Consider the following 18,937-nt stretch of genomic DNA (forward strand, 5'->3'; position numbering starts at 1 on the left):
GCGATGACACCAGTCTGAGGACCCCGCGTGGAGCACCCCTCTGGCGCCAGAGGCGAACTTCGGCGCCCAACCCGCCTCTGGCGCCATGCCCGATCTCTACCCCCCCGCGCACACCTCCACGCTCGCGCACCCCGAGTGGACGCGCAGCGCGACGCTCTACCAGATCAACACGCGGCAGTTCACGCCAGAGGGCACGTTCCGAGCCGCGCAAGCGCACCTGCCCCGGTTGCAAACGCTCGGCGTGGACATCCTGTGGCTGATGCCCGTCCATCCCATCGGCGAGGCCGAGCGCAAGGGATCGCTCGGCAGCCCGTACGCCGTGCGTGACTACGAAGCCGTCAACCCGGAGTTCGGCACGCTGGAGGACCTGCGCGCGTTCGTAGACGAGGCGCACGCGCTCGGCATGCGCGTCATCCTGGACTGGGTGGCCAACCACACCGCCCCGGACCACCCATGGGTGCACGAGCACCCGGAGTGGTACGCCCGCGACGCCAGAGGCGCCCTCCGCCCGACGCCGTGGTGGGATTGGACCGACATCGTGGACCTCGACTACCGCCAGCCCGGCCTCTGGCGCGCCATGACCGACGCGATGGCGTTCTGGCTCCGCGAAGCCGACATCGACGGCTTCCGATGCGACGTGGCCGGCTTCGTGCCGACGCCGTTCTGGGAGCGGGCCCGCGCCGAACTGGACGCCATCAAACCCGTCTTCATGCTCGCCGAGTGGCAGGCCCGCGACCTCCACGCCCGCGCCTTTGACGCGACGTACGCGTGGGACTGGTACGACGCCATGCACGCCGTCGCCTCTGGCGCCCAAGACGTGAGCGCTCTCTTCAAGGTCTACGCCGAGAACCAGGGCTCGTACCCGCCAGAGGCCCAGCGCATGACGTTCGTGAGCAACCACGACAAAAACGCCTGGGACGGGACCATGTGGGAGCAGTTTGGCGACGCGCTGAACGCGGCGATCGTGCTCTCCGTAGTAGGGGAGGGGATGCCACTGCTCTACAACGGGCAAGAGGCCGGCAACGACCGCCGGCTGGCCTTCTTCGACCGCGACCCGATCCTCTGGCGCGAGCACCCCATCGACGACCTGTACCGGCGCCTTTTCGCGCTCAAGCACGACGCGCCGGCGCTCCACAACGCGCCGTGGGGCGGCCGGATGGTCCGCGTCCCCAACAACGACGAGGCGCACGTGCTCAGCTTTGTCCGCGAGGCCGAGGGGAGCGTCGTCTTCGCGGCGTTCAACTTCTCGGCAGAGGCTCGCGCGGTCGCGTTCCGGGACGCGCTGCACCACGGGACGTACCGCGTGGCCCCGTTGGCGGCGGGCGAGCAACTCGGCGTGACGAAGACGTTCGGGGCCGAGACGCACCTCGAGATGGCGCCGTGGAGCGCCCGCGTGTTCCTGCGGTAGCCCTTGGCGGCGCGGTCCGCGACCGGGCCGGAGGGACCTCCGTACGCGCTGAGGCATGCGCGGCGGCATTCGGCATGCTTGGTCCGGATGCCGCGCTAAAGGCCCGTGAAGCACCTTGACGGGTGGGGGGTGTAACCCTATCATGACCGAGCACTGAAAGCGCTTTCATTCCCGCTTTCACCGCGGCCCTACGGACCTTTGAGCGTCACCATCTACGACATCGCCGACCACGCGGACGTGTCCATCGCGACCGTCTCCCGCGTGTTCAACGACCACCCGCGCGTCTCGGACTCGACGCGTGAACGGGTGTTCGACGTCGCGACGCGGTTGGGGTACGAGCCGCACGCGAGCGCGCAGAGCCTCGCCCGGAAAAACACCCGGATCGTCTCGGCCGTCGTGCCGATGATGACCTCGTTTTTCTTCATGGAGGTGCTCCGCGGGCTCCAAGACCGCCTGGACGAAAGCGACTACGACCTGCTCGTCTACGCCGCCCGCACGCTGGGCCGCGTGGACGGCCAACTCGGCCGGGCGCTCCAGCGGGGCCGCTCGGACGGGATGATCCTCGTGTCCACGCCCGTCTCCGGAGACCGCGCGCGCCGCCTCGCCTCCAGCCGCAACCCCGTCGTCCTCGTGGACTCCTACCACGAAGACCTCGACTCCGTCTCCGTCGACAACGTCACCGGCGGCGCCGAAGCCGTCCGTCACCTCCTCGACCGCGGCCACGAGCGCATCGGCCTGATCCTGCCTCTGGCGGAGTCCGTGCCGGCGCAAGACCGCCGTGCGGGCGTGGAGCAGGAACTCGCCGCCAGAGGCCGCGCGCTCGACCCGCGCCACGTCGTCGTGGCGGAGTGGGACCACGAGCAGCACGGCTACACCCGCTACGCGGGCTACCGCGGCATGCAGAAGCTCCTAGAGCTCCCGCCAGAGGCCCGCCCCACGGCCGTGTTCGCCGCCGCCGACGTCATGGCCCTCGGCGCGCTCCGCGCCGCGCGAGAGGCCGGCCTCTCCGTCCCCGGCGATCTCGAGGTCGTTGGCTTCGACGACGTCGCCTCTAGCGCGTACGTCGGCCTGACCACGCTCCGCCAGCCCATGGTGGAGATGGGCACGCTCGCCACCGAACTGCTGCTGCGCCGCATGAGCGAGCCCGACACGCCTCCTTCCCACACCGTCTTTGTGCCCCGCCTCGTCGTCCGTGAGACGACGGGAGGGCCCGTTTCTGAGACCGCCTGACCCCGGGCTCCCCTAGGATGTCGCTACCCCTCTCTCGTTTCCTCCTGCCTCTGGCGCTCGCCCTCGGGCTCAGCGCCGCGGCCAGCGCCCAGACCGGAAAGGTCGCCGGGCGCGTCACCGACGCGGCCACAGGCGAGACCATCCCTGGCGTCAACGTGCTCATTGAGGGCACGGGACAGGGCGCCGCGACGAACCTGGACGGCGAGTACGTCATCATCGGCGTCCGGCCGGACTCGTACACGATCTCGTTCTCGTTTATCGGCTACCAGACCACGCGCGTCGAGAACGCCCGCGTCCGGATCGACCTCACGACGGACATCGACGTGGAACTGCAGGAGGAGACCGCCGACCTGGGCGGCGAAGTCGTCGTCGAGGCCACGCGCGCGCTGTTCGAGCGCGACGTAACGGCGACGACCGCGTTCGTCTCCGGCGATGAGATCCGCGCGATCCCCGTCGAGAACTTCGCCGACGTGATCGAACTCCAGGCCGGTGTCGTGGAAGAAGGCGGCCAACTCCACTTCCGCGGCGGCCGCGGCGGCGAGGTCGGCTACTGGATCGACGGCGTGCCCGTGACCGACGTGTACGACGGCGGCCTCGCGCTGGAGATCGAGAACAACTCCGTCCAGGAGCTCCAGGTCGTGACCGGCGCCTTTAACGCGGAGTACGGGCAGGCCCTCTCCGGCATCGTCAACGTCGTCACGCGTGACGGCTCCGACGACTTCGAGGCCCAGATCTCCGGCTTCGCCGGGGACTACGCCGCAGGCTCCGGGGCCTCTGGCGTGAACTCGCTCAACGTCTTCCCCGGAACGGGCGTCAGCGACTTCGGGACCGGCATCCGCAACCTCGAAGGCACGCTCTCCGGCCCCATCCTTCCGTCTAAGGTCTTCTTCTTCGCCAGCGGCCGCTACTTCGGCAACGATGGGTGGGTCAACGGCGAGGACCGGTACCGTTTCGAGGACATCGGATTCGCGCCCGGCGGCGCCATCGTCCTCCGCGATACGCTCGGGAGCGGCACGCGCGAGATGGTCTCGCTCAACCCCTACGAGAAGGTGTCCGGACAGGTCAAGCTGACCGCCAACCTGTTCTCCGGCATCCGCCTTTCCGCCAACCTCCTCGCGTCGCAAGAGGACTTCCGCGACGGCAGCTTTTTCTACTACTACATGCCTGAGGGCCGCCGCAACAACGACCGGCGCGCCCGCACGGGCATCCTGAAGTGGACGCACCTGCTCTCGAACACGACGTTCTACGAGATCGGCCTGACGAACAACTACACCACATTCGATAGCTACCTCTTCGAGAACCCGCTGGACGAGCGCTACCGTGACAACGACTTCATCGGCGTCGCGCCGAACAACATCACGTCCGGGTTCGCCGCTGGAGGGACCGACAACGGCCGCTTTTCGCGCTCCACGGACACGTGGCTCGCGAAGCTGGACATCCAGAGCCAGGTCAGTAAGTCGCACCTCGTCAAGACTGGCATCGAGGCCCGCTTCCACCAACTGCGGGCGCAGGACGAGTTCACGCTTGTCGAGCAGACGACGCAGCTGGGGGAAGAGGTGGTGTCGCGGCGTGACCTGCTGCTCAACAACCGCTATGACCGCCGCCCGACGGAGTTCGCGGCCTACATCCAGGACAAGATTGAGGTCGGTGGCCTCGTCGTGAACGCCGGTGTCCGGTTTGATTACTTCGACTCCAACGGCGTCCTCTTCGGCGATCCGCGCGATCCGGTCACGGTCTTCCCGAGCCTCCGCCAGTGCGCCGAGGTCATCGAGTTGCAGTGCACCACGGATGGCAACAACCAGCCCATCCTGCGCGGCGACGCGCCAGAGGAGCGGTTCATCCCAGAGGAGTACTTCGTCGACGCCGAGCCCACGTGGCAGTTCAGCCCCCGTCTGGGCGTCGCGTTCCCGATCTCGTCCACGGGCGTGTTCCACTTCTCGTACGGGCAGTTCTTCCAGATCCCGAACTTCGAGCTGCTCTACCAGAACCCGTTCTTCCAGCTCAGCTCAGAGGGCTCGGGCCTGATCGGACTGATCGGCAACGCGAACCTCAAGCCCGAGCAGACCATCAACGGCGAGATCGGCCTCAAGCAGTCGCTCACCGCGTCGACAGCCGTCGAGCTGACGGCGTACTACCGCGACATCCGCAACCTCGCGGGCTCTGCGACGGACCCGATCGTTATCCGCGGCTCCTCGGCCCGCTACGGCCAACTCGTCAACTCCGACTTCGGCCTCGTCCGCGGCGTCGTCTTCCGCTTCGATCAGCGCATCGGCCGCGATCTCTTCGCCGGGTTCGACTACACCTACCAGGTGGCCCGCGCCAACGCGAGCGACCCGAGCCAGGTGTACAACGCCGCAGCGGCGCAGGTCGGCCTAGAGCAGGTCATCGTGCCCACCAACTGGGATCAGCGCCACACCGTCAACGGCAGCCTCACCTACAGCAACAGCGCCTACAACGCGGGCTTCGGGCTTCTGGCGAGCTACGGCTCTGGCCTTCCGTACACGCCGACGATCAACACCGCCATCGGCGGTGGCTCCGAGGCGCCCACGACGATCCCGCTCAACAGCGAGCTCCGCCCGTCCACGCTCAACGTGAACCTGAGCGCCTACAAGGGCCTCAACCTCGGCGGCGCCACCTTCCAGGTCTTTGGCAAGGTGGAAAACCTCTTCGACAACCGCGACGAGGTCAACGTCTTCTCCGACACGGGCCGCGCCACCTACTCCCTGGAGCAGGCCCGCGCACGGACGCAGTTCGCGGGTGACCCCCTGGTGCTAGAGCGCGCCTACACCCGCCCGGATTTCTTCAGCCAGCCCCGTCGGGTGACCCTCGGCCTCCGCCTGGGCATTTAGACGACTATGCACAGAGGTGTGACCTATGTGTGGTCGCCTCTCTGCGGTACACTACCCGACTTCGCGGTTTCACCGTCTCCGATGATTCGAGCTCTCTCTTTCTCTCTCCTCGCCGCTCTCGCCGTGGTCGCGGGGCCTCTGGCGCCAGAGGCCTCGGCGCAGTCACGCGATGACCTCCCGGACTTCCTCTTCGACCCGGCGTACTACTCGTCGAAGGTGTACGAGAAGAAGGCGGACGTGGACGGCAACGAGGTCGTCATCACGGTCTTCAACTACGGCCTCCTTGGAGGCGTGGGCGAGGTCCGTGGAGAGTGGCCCAAGGGGTCGGACGACACGTACGTCGGCGACGTGCTGCCGATCATCGTCTCGGAGGTGCCCGTAGACACCGACGGTGACGGCGTGGCGGACGACCTGGTGCGGCACGTGTCGACCACGCGTGGGCCTGGCAACCGTGGCATCCCGACCAACCCCGACAACCCCTCGGACGCGTGGACGTTTGAGCCCAAGCCGGGCTTTGCGTCCAACCGCGTGCGCGAGGACACGAACGAGGAGAACGACCGCCTCGCGCTCTCCACCGACCCGCAGTCTTGGCCCAACTTCTGGCCGGACCAGCCAACGTGGATCGACCCCACGACGGGCCGCGCGCAGTGGAACGGCTTCTTCGGGCGCAACCAGTTCTCGGCCGACCTGGAGAGCTACTTCTGGGCGGACGACACGAACGACCGGGAGATCCAGACCGAGTACCCGGGCTTCACTCCCGACCCCGCGCGGCCCAACCGCGGCGGCCTCGGTTTGGAGCTGAAAGTCCGGAGCCTGCAGTGGAGTCAGTTCCTTGCGCAGGACGCCATCTTCTGGCTCTACGAGGTGACGAACACCTCGCAGATCACCTACCCCCGCGTCGCCGTAGGCCTCACCGTCGGCACGCTCGCCGGTGGCGACGGCGACTCGCAGGACGACCTCGCGTTCTTCGACCAGGCCAACCGCATCGTTTACTCCTGGGACAACGACAACTCCGGCAACGAGAGCCAGCCGGTCGGGTACGTGGGCTACGGGTTCCTGGAGAGCCCGGGCAACTCCGAGAACGGCATCGACGATGATGGCGACGGCGACCCCTCCACGCCTCAGGGCCGCGACGTGGACGGCAACCCCATCACCGACCTCACGCGCGTCGGCTCCGACAACACGTTCCAGCAGTCCGACTTCCAGCCCCGCACGCTGGCTTCTGGCGACCCGCTCGTGCTCATCGACGAGGCCACAGGCCGCCGCTCGATCCAGTACGTGCCCGCCAGCGGCTCCATCACAGTTGAAAGCCAGGGCCGGAGCTATACCGTGCGGGCCGGCGACGTGGTTCAGGAAGTGCAGACGCAGATCCAGGGCCAGAACCCGAGCATCCCGCCGGTAACGGTCACGGAGAAGAACCTGATCGACGACGACCTCGACGGCATCATCGACGAGGACGTGACGCTGCACTTCGAGCGCCGCGCGCAGGCGTTCGGTGGCGGCGTGGTGACGCTCCCGGCGCTGAAGTACAAGAACTACGTGGGCTTCGCCCGCGCCATTCAGGGCCGCGCGCCGACCGAGGCGGACTCCACGACGTACGGCCTCCGCAACCTCCTCATTGACGAGTCTCGCGCTAACGGTGTGGACGAGGACGGCGACTGGAACCCCGCGACCGACGACGTCGGCGCGGACGGCCAGCCTGGGACCGGTGATCAGGGCGAGGGCAACGGCCGCGCGGATTCCGGCGAGCCCAACTTCGACGACCTCGACGTGACCGAGTCCGACCAGGTCGGCCTCTCGTCGTTCTTCTACTTCTTCCCCTCCAACGCCTTCCCGCTCACCGACGACGAGCGGGTCTGGGACGGCATGACGCCGGGCTTCTTCACGACCAACGAAGAGCTCCAGCTCCAGCAGCAGACCGGTGGCGTGGACGGCGACTTCGTGTTCGGCAGCGGGTACTTCTCGCTGGAGCCCGGCGAGACGCTCCGCTTCTCGATGGCGCTCGTCTTCGGCGACGACCTGGAGGACATCACGACCAACACGCAGACGATCCAGGAGATCTACAACCGGAACTACCAGTTCGCGCGTCCGCCGGACCGCCCGACGCTCCGCGCCGTCGGCGGGGACGGGCAGGTCACCCTCTACTGGGACTCCATCGCGGAACAGAGCTTCGACCCCGCGCTGGGTGAGTTCGACTTCGAGGGCTACCGCCTGTACAAGTCCACGGACCCCAACTTCCAGGACGTGGAGTTCGTGACGGACGCCTTTGGCAACGCGGCCACCCGCGTCCCGTTCGTGCAGTTCGACCGCGCCGACGGCATCCGCGGCATCTACACCTCCAACGACCCCCGCACCCGCGGCGTGGGCTTCAACCTGGGGACGGACACCGGCCTGCGGTACTCGTACGTGGACACGGACGTGAACAACGGGCAGACGTACTACTACGCCATCACGGCCTACGACCGTGGCAGCCCGGACTTCTTCCCGGCGGAGAACAACATCCTCTCCTCCCAGACCGCCGACGGCAAGGTGGTGACCGGTGACAACGTCGTGGAGGTGCGTCCCAACGCGCCTGTGGCCGGCTACACCGCCGGCCGCGTCGAGAACCTCGTGCGCGTGACGGGCACGACGACCGGCGAGGTGTTCACCGAGGTCCTCAACCCCCAGTTGATCCCCGACGGCGCCGAGTACGAGATCGTCTTCGACGACGACATCGCCGAGTCCCGCTCCTTCTCCATCCGCCGCAACGGCGAGACCGTCGTCACGACGCCTCTGGCGGAGGCCCCGTCGGCCGTCGTGGACGGCATCCGGTTCGTGTTCAACAACGACGTGGCGCGGATCGACCAGGACGCCTCAATGTTCCTGACTGAGCCGTCCTCCGCCGACCAGTTCGCGGACGCGTTCACGACGGTCTTCCAGAACCCGACGTGGCAGCTCCAGGGCGCCGCCGTCCCGTACGACTACGAGATCCGGCTCACGGAGCAGGCCAACACGCCGTCACTCGGCGGGATCCGGCTGGGCTCCACCGGGCCCGTGGTGCAGTCCTTGCAGACGAACGTGACGGTGTACAACCGGACGCTGGACCGCGAGGCCGCCTTTGTGTTCATCCCCACCGACGGCGGAGACGGCACGTTCACGGCCAGCACAACGGCGACGCCTTCGCTGCCCGGCTCGGTCCGCAGCGACGCGCTGCTCATCTACGACTGCGACAGCCCGACGCTGTGCGCGCCCAACGAGCTTTCCGTCTCGTACATCTTCCGCATCCGCGGCAACGCGCAGGGCCGCTTTACCGGCGAGATCCCCAACGCGGGCGACCGGTACCTCCTCGCCTCGCGGAAGCCGTTCTCCACGCGCGACGCCTTCGCGTTCTCCACCGTGGCCTCTGGCGTCGATGTGGACGCCGCGCAGGCGCAGCTCGACGCCATCCGCGTGGTGCCGAACCCGTACGTGGCATCGGCGAGCTGGGAGCGCCCGCCGCCGCGCAACCTCTCCGGCCGCGGCGAGCGCCGGATCGACTTTATCCACCTGCCGCAGGGCTCCGTGGTCCGCATCTACGACGTGCGCGGCTCGCTCATCCGCGAGCTCGTCCACGACTCCGGCCTGGACGACGGGACGGTGAGCTGGGACCTCCGCACGCGCGAGAATCTGGAGACCGCCTACGGGATCTACTTCTACCACATCGACGCGCCCGGCGTCGGCGAGACCACCGGCAAGCTGGCCCTCATCAAGTGACCATGACGATCAAGACCCTTACCGCCGGGCTGCTCGCCGCTCTCGCGCCTCTGGCGGTGGCGCCAGAGGCCTGTGCGCAGGACAAGCCGGGCACGACGGCCGCCTCGTTCCTCCTTATCGGCACCGACGCCAGAGGCGCCGCGATGGGCTCGGCGCAGACGGCCGTGGCTCAGAACGCCTCGGCGCTGCACTGGAACCCGGCGGGCATCGCCTCGGCCTCGGACCGGAGCGGCGGCAGCGCGCTGTTCTCCACCCAGGAGTGGTTCCTCCCCGAGACGCAGCACAGCTTCGCAGGCGTGACGCTCAACGTGGGTACGATGGGGACCGTCGGCGTGAGCGTGACGGCGCTCAACTACGGTGAGGAGCGCGTGACCACCGTGGAGCAGCCCGAGGGGACCGGCGAGTTCTACGGCGCGAGCGACCTCGCGGTCGGCATCAGCTACGCGCGCCCGCTGACGGAGCAGTTCTCCATCGGCGCGACGGCCAAGCTCGTCCGCAACCAGATCTACAACGAGTCCGCCACGGGCGGCGCGGTGGACCTCGGCGTCCGTTACGCGACGGGCTTCCGTGGCATCGTGCTCGGCGCCACGATGTCCAACTTCGGAAGCGACATGATGCTCTCCGGTCGTGACCTCCGCCGCCGCTTCGACAGCGATCCGGACCGCGAAGGCGACAACGACGACCTGCCCGGCGCGCTCGAAGTCGGCGCGTGGTCCCTGCCTCTGGCGTTTCGCGTCGGCGTCAGCGCCACGCCCGTCCAGGCCGGCGACGTGTCGCTTACGGTCAGCGCCGAGGGGCAGGCGCCGAGCGACAACAGCCAGTCCGCCAACTTCGGCGGCGAGGCCTCCTGGCGCGACCTCCTCTTCGTACGCGGCGGCTACCGCCAGGCGTTCTCCAGCGTCGCCGACGACGGCGGCTGGTCCGTCGGCTTCGGCCTCGCCTACGAGCTCAACGCCGACCTCGGCCTCCGCTTCGACTACGTCTTCCAGGAGTACGAGCCCTTCGGCACGCCTCAGATGTTCTCTCTCGGCGTCACGTTCTAGCCTCTGGCGACAGCGCCAGAGGCCGAGGCGCCTCCCAATCGCGCGCGGGTTCGCCCGCCGTTTTCCGGCCGCTCGCGGCCCCCTTTCTCCCTCACTACCATGAGACTCGCTACACGACTCGGCTTGGCCGCGCTCGCGTTCGTCCTCGCCGCCGGAGCGGCGCAGGCCCAGAACGTGACGTTCCAGGTCGACATGCAACGCTACATCGACTCCTGCCAGCACGACCCCGCCTCGGACGTGATGGAAATCCGCGGCAACGTGTTCGGCTGGGACGACTCCGCCCCGGACATGACGTACGACGGCGACGGCACCTACTCCTACTCCGCGGACTTCACCGCTGAGGAGGCCATCTCCTACAAGTTCTTCTCCACCGGAGGCCTGGGCTACGAGGATCAGACGGGCGACCGTGCCTACACGGTGACCGCAGACGCCAACCAGACCGTTGCAGAGGTCACCTTTGCAGACGGAGACCCCGTCGACGCGTGCAACTCGACCGCGGTAGAGGAGGACTACGAGGTCACCTTCGCGGTGGACATGTCCGTCCAGACCGCCCGTGGCGCGTTCGACCCCGCAACCCAGGTCCCCGGCGTCGCTGGCGCCCTCAACGGCGTAGACGATTGGGGCAGCGTGGCCGTCCCGATGCAGGAAGACGCCTTCCGGGACAACATCTACACCGTGCTCATCTCCGAGCAGCAGGACGCAGATGGCGGCCCCGTGTCGCTTCTCACCCCGGGTACGAGCCCGTACAAGTTCGTCATCCTCAACCGCTCCGATAACAGCATCGCGGCGTGGGAGAGCGGTCCGGACCGTCTGGTCACGACGACGGGCGAAGAGATGGATGTCGACAACGACAATCTCCAGGAACTCGCCGTCGCAGAGCGCTTCTTCAACGACGTGACCGCCAGCCAGGTGCTCCAGGACGCGAAGACGATCACGTTCCGCGTGGACATGCGCTCGGCAGCGTTCTACCTCGAGGACAACGCCTCCATCCCCGGCACGCCCAACGCGTCCACGTCCATCGACGGCGTGTGGATCAACGGCCCCGCGATGTGGGAGTCCACCGAAGGTGGAGGCCCCGCTGGCGGCATCTCGGATTGGCTCGGTTGGGGCCCCACGGGCCTCGGCGCGAACGACAACTTCGCGTTCTCCGATGACGACAACGACAACATCTGGGAGCTGACGCTGAACTACCCCGCCGGTGCGCTCACCACGCTCGTCGGTAAGCTCGGCCTCAACGCGAACGACAACGAGGGAGGCTTCGGCAACGACTCCTTCTACCCGATCGCGGAGAGCGACGGCACCATCAACCTCGTCTTCGGCGCCATGCTGAAGGCAGACGGCACCTACCGCGACGACTGCGGCCCGGACGCCGACGCCGACGGCACGTGTGACCCGATCTACGACCCGTACATCCTCATCAACAACACGGCCACACCGCCCACGGTGATGGCAGTGGACGGGACGGGTGAGATCGACGTCGCCAACGAGCAGGGCCCCGGCCTCGCCGAGGGCGTCACGCTCAGCGCGCCGCGTCCCAACCCGGCCGTCGGCCGCGTCACCTTCGACCTCGGCCTCGACCGGGCGATGGAGGTGGACGTGCAGGTCGTCGACCTCATGGGCCGCACGATCGTGACGCTCGCCAAGGGCGCCTTTGCCTCTGGCGAGACCGAGCTCTCGCTCAACGCGTCCTCGCTGGCCGCTGGCGTCTACGTCCTCCGCGTTCAGGCGGGTGGCGAGGTTGTCTCGCGCCGGATGACCGTCGTGCGCTAAGCACACCGGTCGCCAGAGGCCTCTGGGTGCACCGCTCCCGGGCCTCTGGCGGCCACGTTTGGGCGCGCAGCTTCGCCAGAGGCCGCGCGCACCGCTCCCGGAGGTGCAAGCCTCCAGCGAGCCCCCGCTCTTCGGAGCCTCGCGCCGACCGCCCGCACGGACGGTCGGCGCATTTTTTTGACCCGCCCGCGTTCCCGGCAGATGTCGACCCTTTTCCGCCTCGTACTCCTCCTCGCTCTGGCCTCCGGCGCCAGCGGCGCGCTCGCGCAAAGCGTGGACGTGACGTTCCGCTTTCTCCCGGACCTGACGGCGCCCGCGCTCTCGCCGGTGGTGCGGGCCTTCGTGCCGGGCACGATGCCGGAAGGGACCGTCAACGACTGGGGCCCCAACAATGGCGGCGTGATCGCCCCGACCGCGCCGTCGCTGATGACGTACGACGCGGCGCTGAACGAGTACCGCTACACGATCTCCCTCACGCCCGGCGACGGGCCTGTGGCCGGCGGCGGCCACGCGTACAAGATCCACTACCACCGGAACGCCAGCGGCACCGAGTACACCTGGATTACGGACCCGCTTGGCAGCGAGACGACCGGCGGCAACAACGACTCCGTGGTCCGGGTCTCGGACCCTATGGCCTTCCAACTCGCGCGCGAGCAGGACGCCAGCGGCCAGATCGTCGCCGTCTCCGTCGGGCTGTTCGGGACCGAGGCGTTCCCCTCCATCTCGTTCACGGTGAACGAGACGACGTACACGAGCGGCATTGAGGACACCGGCGACGGGATCTACCGATTGGAGCTTCCCACGCCCGTTCCGCCCGGCTCCTTTTTTCGCGTGGACGCGGCCGACGCCTCTGGCGACGCGGTAAGCGCCCAAGTCGGCACGCTTCCGCCCGACGTGGTGGACGCGCCCGTCCCCGCAGGCATCGAGGACGGCATCACGCATTCCGACGCCGGTGACGGCACGACGTGGCTCGTCCTCCGTGCGCCGGCCAAGAGCTACGTCTACGCCCTCGGCGACTTCAACGACTGGACGGTGGGCGACGACGCCCTCATGTTCCGCGACACGACCGACCCGCGCGGCACGCGCTGGTGGATCCGCCTCGACGGGCTCACGCTTGGCGAGGCCTACGACTTCCAGTACCTCGTCGACGGCACGATCCGCGTCGCCGATCCGTACTCGCCCATCGTGCTCTACCCCGGCGAGGCCGGCTACCCTAGCGGGCAGACCGACTTCGCCGTCGGCCGCTTTACCGCCGGCGGGAGCGCGTTCGCGTGGACCGACGACGACTTCGAGGCGCCCACGCAAGAGGACCTGGTGATCTACGAGCTCCTCGTCCGCGACTTCCTCCGCGATCACTCGTTCGTCTCCCTCACCGACACGCTCGACTACCTCCAGCGCCTCGGCGTCAACGCCATCGAGCTCATGCCCGTCGCCGAGTTTGACGGCGACGAATCGTGGGGCTACAACCCGGCCTTCCACCTCGCGCTGGACAAGTATTACGGCACGCCCGAGCAGTTCAAGACCTTTGTCAACGAGGCCCACGCCAGAGGCATCGCGGTCTTTCTCGACGTGGTGTACAACCACGCGACGGGCCAAAGCCCGCTCATCCGGCTCTACAACTCCGGCGGCTTTTCCGGCCCGAGCGCCAGCAGCCCGTACGCCAACGTCACCGCCACGCACCCCTTCAACGTCTTCAACGACCTCAACCACGAGAGCGAGCTGACGCAGATCTGGCTGGACAAAGCCAACCGCTGGTGGGTGGAGGAATACCACGTGGACGGCTACCGCTTCGACCTCACGGCGGGGTTCATGCAGACGGGCGACTTCTACAACTACAACCCCGGCCGCATCGCGCTCCTCACGCGCATGATGGACGCGCTCTGGGACGAGCACCCGGAAACGACGGTGATCTTGGAGCACCTCATCAACAGCGCGCAGGAGTGGCGCGATCTCGCCCTGTTCCAGCAAGACGAGGGCCGCCCCGGCGCCATGCTGTGGCACAAGATGGACCGCGAGTACGCCCAGAGCGCGATGGGCTACCCCACCGCGACGGACTTCCCGAGCACGCTGGAAGAGACCTACCCGCCCCGCTGGGTGGGAGGCCAGGTGCCTCTGGCGAACGCCGTGACGTACATGGAGAGCCACGACGAGCAGTGGACCATGTGGCGCAACCGCAACTTTGGCAACGCCTCTGGCGCGTACAACATCCGCGACCTCCACACGGCGCTGGACCGCCAGAAGCTCGTCGGCGCGTTTTTCCTGACCGTGCCCGGTCCGCGGATGATCTGGCAGTTCGGTGAGCTGGGCTACGGCTACGGCCCCGGCGAGTGCCTGGTCAACGGGACCTACCCCGGCGAGTGCGCTCCGGGCACGCCGGACCGCGTCAACGACAAGCCGATCCGCTGGGACTACTGGGAAGAAGGTGTCTCACCCTTCGGCGGCAGCTTCCAGGGCGCGCTCACGCCCGCGACGGACCGCGAGCGTGAGCTTCGCCAGAAGCTGTACGGCACGTGGGCGGCGCTTCTCGGCCTCCGCGCCGACTACGCCATCTTCAGCGACCCCGAGACGGAGTTCCGGGCCGAGCTGGGCCGCACGGCCTCGCGCTGGATCACGCTCTCGCTTCCGACCGCCCCCGAGGGCGAGCCGACGGAAGTCGTCATCGTCGGCAACTTCGGCGTCACCAACGCCTTCGTCGCGCCCGAGTGGCCCAGCACCGGCACCTGGTACGACTTCTTCGCCGACACCGAGCAAGAGGTGGCCTTCCCGCAGTTCACGCAGGAGCTCCTCCCCGGCGAGTTCCGCGTCTACACAAACGTGGACGTGCCCTCGCCCGACCCTGGCCTCATCACGGTCGCGAACGAGGACACCGAGCCTCTGGCGCCAGAGGCCTTCGGCCTCCGCGCGTTCCCCAACCCCGCCTCTGGCGCACTGGGCGTGGACGTAATGGTGCAGGACGCCGGCGACCTCACGGTCGAGCTCTTCGACGTGCTCGGCCGCCGCGTCGCAACGCTCCACGAGGGCGCGGCCCCGGCCGGGCGCCAGAGGCTGGACGTGGACGTGAGCGGCGTGCCCGCGGGCGTCTACGTGGTGCGCGCGGCCTCTGGCGGGACGGCGGCGACGGCGCGGATCACGGTGGCGCGATGACGGGGGACGGGGCCAGTGGCGAGTGGCCAGTGGGGGCATCGGACGATGCGCCAGAGGTCGTGTATCCGCTTGGAGCGGAGCACGGCGTCGTGGCTGAAGGTCAGATCCGCAGCTACCGCGATCTGCGCGTGTGGCAGGAAGGGATGAACCTCGCGGAAGCGGTGTATGCCGCCACGCAGTCTTTCCCTCCAGACGAGCGGTTCGGCCTGACCTCGCAGTTGCGCCGCGCTTCCGTCTCCGTCCCGTCCAACATCGCCGAGGGGTGGGGGAGAGGCGCAACAGGCGAGTACAAGCAGTTCCTTCGCTACGCCCGCGCGTCGCTCCGCGAGATCGAGACGCAATGGCTTCTCGCGGGCCGCCTCGGCTTTCTCGCGCCAGAGGCCGTCGCGGACCTCGAACAGCGCGCCGACCGCCTCGGCCGCCAACTCCTCTCGCTCATGCAGGCGCTCCGATGATTCGATCCCTCGGCCTCGCCCTTCTGCTACTGGCCACTGCCTACTCCCCACTGGCCCAGCCCGTGCCCCCCGACTGGGCGCAGGGCGCCGTGTGGTACCAGATCTTCCCCGAGCGCTTCCGCAACGGCGACCCGAGCAACGATCCGACCTGGGCCTCGCTGGACTTCAACGACCGCGCCGACAGCAGCCTCTGGCGCCCGAGCCCGTGGACCGGCGACTGGTACGCGCGCGACGCGTGGGAGGAGGACCTCGGCGACGACTTCTACGAGGACGGCGTCTTTTTCCGCCGCTACGGCGGCGACCTCCAGGGCGTGCTGGAGAAGGTGGACTACATCGCCGATCTCGGCGTCGACGTCGTCTACTTCAACCCCGTTTTCCACGCCGCGAGCCTCCACAAGTACGACCCGACAAGCTTCCATCACGTCGACCCCTACTTCGGGCCGGACCCCGACGGCGACATCGCGCTGGCCGCTGGCGAAGACCCCGGCGATCCGGCGACGTGGGTCTGGACGCGCGCCGACTCGCTCTTTCTCGACGTGGTCCGCGCCTTCCACGCCAGAGGCGTCCGCGTGGTCTTGGACGGCGTGTTCAACCACACCGGCACGCGCTTCTGGGCCTTCCAAGACGTGCGCGAGAACGGTCGCGCCAGCCGCTACGCCGACTGGTACAACGTGACGGCGTGGGACGACCCCGCCACGCCCCAGGACGAGTTCGACTGGGAAGGCTGGTGGGGCTTCAAGCCTCTGGCCGTCCTGGCAGACGAGCCCGATCTGCGACCCGGTGTGCGCGAGCACATCTTTGACATCACGCGCCGCTGGATGGACCCCGACGGCGACGGCGACCCGAGCGACGGCATCGACGGGTGGCGGCTGGACGTGGCCGACGAAGTCCCCGCTGGCTTCTGGCGCGACTGGAACGCGCACGTCCGCAGTCTCAACCCCGAGGCCGTGACCGTCGGCGAGATCTGGAGCCCTGCGGCGCACTTCGCGAAAGAGACCGAGTTCACGACCGTGATGGGCTACAGCGCCTTCGCGATCCCCGTCGAGCAGTCCATCTTGGACGGCCGCGTGCCTCTGGCGACGTTCGCGGACACGCTCACCGCGCGCCAGCGCGCCTACCCCGAGGCCACGCGCCACGCGATCCTCACGCTCATGGGCTCGCACGACACCGAGCGTCTGGCGTCGATGATCGTCAACGCGCCGCTGGGTACGCACTTCGACCAGGGCTCCAACCCGCGTCAGGACGAGCGCTACGCCGTTCGCGCGCCGAACGCCCGCGAGCGCGAGATCCAGCGCATGGTCGTCGCCCTCCAGATGACCGCCCGCGGCGCGCCGACGATCTACTACGGCGACGAGGCCGGCATTTGGGGCGCCGACGACCCCGACGACCGGAAGCCGTTCCCCTGGCCTGACCTCGACATGGCGCCAGAGGCGACCGACCCGCTCGGCCGCGCCCGCACGCCCGATCCCGTCGCCTTCGACAGCAGCCTCTGGCGCTTCCACCGCGAGGCCATCGCGCTGCGCAACGAATGGGACGTGCTCCGCCGCGGCGACCAGCGCTTTCTCACGACCGACGACAGCACGGGCACGCTCGCCTTTGAGCGCACGCTGGGCACCCAGCGGCTCATCGTCGCGCTCAACCGCTCCGATGCGTCGCAGCTGATCGGGATTCCAGGGGAAACCGGCCCGCTCGTGCCGATCTTCGCCTCGCGCGGGGCCGTGCGGGACATCCCCGCGCTCGTGCAGGTGATCTACGAGGACGACCGCACCGAACTCGGCTACCGCGTGCCCGCCCGCTCGCTCGTCGTCTACCGCCCCGTTCGCGACGCCGACATCCGCCCGCGAGGGCTCGACGAATGATGCATCTCCTTTCACGCAAGAGGCCTCTGGCGTCCGCGATGCTCCCCGGACCGACACCCCGTTTCTCCACGCCGGGTCTGGGCGATGCACGCCCCGCCCCTGCAGAAACGGCCTCTGGCGCCAGAGGCCCCGGGCGCCTGCGTCCATCCCCTGCTCGTCCCCAGTCCCCGGCCTCCAGTCCCTTCCGTGGCCTCTGGCGTGCGGCCGCGCTCGTGGTCCTCGCGAGCGGCCTCGCGATGGGCTGCAGCGAGACGGCCGGCCCGCCGCCCGAAGGCGAGGCCGTCAAGGTCCGCATCTGGCACCAGAAGGACGCCGCCGAGCGCGCGTTCCTGGAAAACTGGGCCGAGGCTTACAACGCCCGTCAGGACTCGGTCGAGCTGGAGGTGCTGTACAAGGAGACCGAGGAGCTCCGCAACCACTTCCTCTTCGCCTCCATCGGTGGCAAGGGGCCGGACATGGTCTACGGCCCGGCGGACAACATCGGGATGCTCGCCATCACCGAGACCATCCGCCCGCTGGACAGCCTGCTCACGCCAGAGGCCAAGGCCGCCTTTATCGACGAGGGCCTCTTGCGCTACGAAGGACGGCTCTACGGCGTGGCCGATCAGGTGGGCAACCACCTCACGCTAGTCTACAACAAGGACCTGGTGGACACGCCGCCCGAGACGTTCGAGGAGATGCTGGAGATCGCGAGGGCGAACACCTTGGACGAGGACGGCGACGGCTCCAAAGAGCGCTACGGGCTGGTGTGGAACTACACCGAGCCGTTCTTCTTCATCCCGTTCCTCACCGCCTACGATGGCTGGGTGATGAACGACGCCGAGGAGCCCACACTAGACAGCCCGGCCACGGTCGAGGCCATCGACTTCATCAAGCGCCTCCGCGACGTGGAAGGCGTGATCCCGCCGACGGTGGACTACAACACCGCCGAAACCCTCTTCAAAGAAGGCCGCGCCGCGATGATCATTAACGGCCCCTGGGCCTGGGCCGGCTACGGCGACTCCGGCATCGACTACGGACTCGCGCCGATCCCCTACAACGAAGCCTCTGGCGCGTGGGCACGCCCGATGGCCGCCGCGAAAGCGTACTCGCTCAACCCCGCCGTGCCGGACTGGAAGCTGCCCACCGTTCTCGGCGTGATGGCGCTCCTCACCGGTGACGAGGTCCAGGCCGACATGACGCGCGAACTCGCGACGATCCCCGTCCGAAAGGCCGTGCGGGCCTCTGGCGTGATGGAAGCCAACCCGATCCTCCAGCAAAGCCTCGCGCAGCTGGAGCACACGCGCCCCATGCCGACCTCGCCCACGCTCCGCCTGATCTGGGACGGCATGCGCGGGCCGTACCAACTCGTCATGAACGGCGAGGTCAGCGGTGAGGAGGGCGCTCGCCTCATGCAATCCGAAGTGGAGAAACGCCTCAACGACTTCGCTCTTCAAGACCGCTAGAC

Annotated in this window: 11 protein-coding genes; 10 read left to right on the forward strand and 1 reads right to left on the reverse strand. The window is 68.3% G+C overall.

The annotated features are described in order from the left end of the window. Positions 1 to 85 precede the first annotated feature (85 nt). The 6 genes from BSZ36_RS00425 (at position 86) to BSZ36_RS00450 (ending at position 12,032) form a co-directional block, all read left to right on the forward strand. Positions 86 to 1,408 carry an alpha-amylase family glycosyl hydrolase gene (locus BSZ36_RS00425; RefSeq protein ID WP_094545199.1) on the forward strand — a complete coding sequence of 441 codons (1,323 nt, stop codon included), beginning with the start codon at positions 86 to 88 and terminating at the stop codon, positions 1,406 to 1,408. Positions 1,409 to 1,606: 198 nt separating this feature from the next. After that, entirely contained in the window at positions 1,607 to 2,638 is a 1,032-nt protein-coding gene (locus BSZ36_RS00430) for a LacI family DNA-binding transcriptional regulator (RefSeq protein WP_094545200.1), read from the forward strand. 17 nt (positions 2,639 to 2,655) lie between these two features. Then, positions 2,656 to 5,487, forward strand: a complete 2,832-nt coding sequence (locus tag BSZ36_RS00435; RefSeq protein WP_094545201.1) for a TonB-dependent receptor — start codon at positions 2,656 to 2,658, stop codon at positions 5,485 to 5,487. Positions 5,488 to 5,568: 81 nt separating this feature from the next. After that, the gene (locus tag BSZ36_RS00440) at positions 5,569 to 9,219 is read left to right on the forward strand and encodes a fibronectin type III domain-containing protein (protein ID WP_094545202.1); all 3,651 of its coding nucleotides are present in this window, start codon (positions 5,569 to 5,571) and stop codon (positions 9,217 to 9,219) included. Positions 9,220 to 9,221: 2 nt separating this feature from the next. Next, positions 9,222 to 10,262 carry a PorV/PorQ family protein gene (locus BSZ36_RS00445; protein ID WP_094545203.1) on the forward strand — a complete coding sequence of 347 codons (1,041 nt, stop codon included), beginning with the start codon at positions 9,222 to 9,224 and terminating at the stop codon, positions 10,260 to 10,262. A gap of 99 nt (positions 10,263 to 10,361) precedes the next feature. Then, positions 10,362 to 12,032, forward strand: a complete 1,671-nt coding sequence (locus BSZ36_RS00450) for a T9SS type A sorting domain-containing protein (protein ID WP_094545204.1) — start codon at positions 10,362 to 10,364, stop codon at positions 12,030 to 12,032. On the opposite strand, the gene BSZ36_RS19630 is transcribed toward BSZ36_RS00450, so the two are convergent. Continuing rightward, entirely contained in the window at positions 12,029 to 12,205 is a 177-nt protein-coding gene (locus tag BSZ36_RS19630) for a hypothetical protein (RefSeq protein WP_218827496.1), read from the reverse strand. The two genes, BSZ36_RS00450 and BSZ36_RS19630, sit on opposite strands and share 4 nt — an antisense overlap. Positions 12,206 to 12,233: 28 nt before the next feature. Here BSZ36_RS19630 and BSZ36_RS00455 point away from each other — a divergent pair, with 28 nt between their 5' ends. Genes BSZ36_RS00455 through BSZ36_RS00470 form a run of 4 tightly spaced genes read left to right on the forward strand, consistent with a single transcriptional unit; the run spans position 12,234 to position 18,935 of the window. Continuing rightward, positions 12,234 to 15,176, forward strand: coding sequence for an alpha-amylase family glycosyl hydrolase (locus BSZ36_RS00455; protein ID WP_094545205.1), 2,943 nt, complete (start codon positions 12,234 to 12,236; stop codon positions 15,174 to 15,176). Positions 15,177 to 15,235: 59 nt separating this feature from the next. Continuing rightward, a complete protein-coding gene (locus tag BSZ36_RS00460; RefSeq protein WP_218827497.1) occupies positions 15,236 to 15,631 on the forward strand; it encodes a four helix bundle protein in 396 nt (131 codons plus the stop codon). Further along, positions 15,628 to 17,490 (forward strand): glycoside hydrolase family 13 protein, encoded by a 1,863-nt coding sequence (locus BSZ36_RS00465; RefSeq protein ID WP_179270945.1) that lies wholly within the window; start codon positions 15,628 to 15,630, stop codon positions 17,488 to 17,490. The genes BSZ36_RS00460 and BSZ36_RS00465 overlap by 4 nt, the downstream gene beginning before the upstream one ends. Next, positions 17,487 to 18,935: a sugar ABC transporter substrate-binding protein gene (locus tag BSZ36_RS00470; RefSeq protein ID WP_094545207.1), complete on the forward strand. Its 1,449-nt coding sequence runs from the start codon at positions 17,487 to 17,489 to the stop codon at positions 18,933 to 18,935. The genes BSZ36_RS00465 and BSZ36_RS00470 overlap by 4 nt, the downstream gene beginning before the upstream one ends. Positions 18,936 to 18,937: the final 2 nt, after the last annotated feature.

This window comes from Rubricoccus marinus (genome assembly GCF_002257665.1).
Classification (GTDB): Bacteria; Bacteroidota; Rhodothermia; order Rhodothermales; family Rubricoccaceae; genus Rubricoccus; species Rubricoccus marinus.

What these genes read in the sequence shown, in the direction of transcription:
- BSZ36_RS00425 (WP_094545199.1), top strand. Translation starts at nt 86, where the DNA reads ATGCCCGATCTCTACCCCCCCGCGCACACCTCCACGCTCGCGCACCCC.
- BSZ36_RS00435 (WP_094545201.1), top strand. Translation starts at nt 2,656, where the DNA reads ATGTCGCTACCCCTCTCTCGTTTCCTCCTGCCTCTGGCGCTCGCCCTC.
- BSZ36_RS00440 (WP_094545202.1), top strand. Translation starts at nt 5,569, where the DNA reads ATGATTCGAGCTCTCTCTTTCTCTCTCCTCGCCGCTCTCGCCGTGGTC.
- BSZ36_RS00445 (WP_094545203.1), top strand. Translation starts at nt 9,222, where the DNA reads ATGACGATCAAGACCCTTACCGCCGGGCTGCTCGCCGCTCTCGCGCCT.
- BSZ36_RS00450 (WP_094545204.1), top strand. Translation starts at nt 10,362, where the DNA reads ATGAGACTCGCTACACGACTCGGCTTGGCCGCGCTCGCGTTCGTCCTC.
- BSZ36_RS19630 (WP_218827496.1), bottom strand. Translation starts at nt 12,205, where the DNA reads ATGCGCCGACCGTCCGTGCGGGCGGTCGGCGCGAGGCTCCGAAGAGCG.
- BSZ36_RS00455 (WP_094545205.1), top strand. Translation starts at nt 12,234, where the DNA reads ATGTCGACCCTTTTCCGCCTCGTACTCCTCCTCGCTCTGGCCTCCGGC.
- BSZ36_RS00465 (WP_179270945.1), top strand. Translation starts at nt 15,628, where the DNA reads ATGATTCGATCCCTCGGCCTCGCCCTTCTGCTACTGGCCACTGCCTAC.
- BSZ36_RS00470 (WP_094545207.1), top strand. Translation starts at nt 17,487, where the DNA reads ATGATGCATCTCCTTTCACGCAAGAGGCCTCTGGCGTCCGCGATGCTC.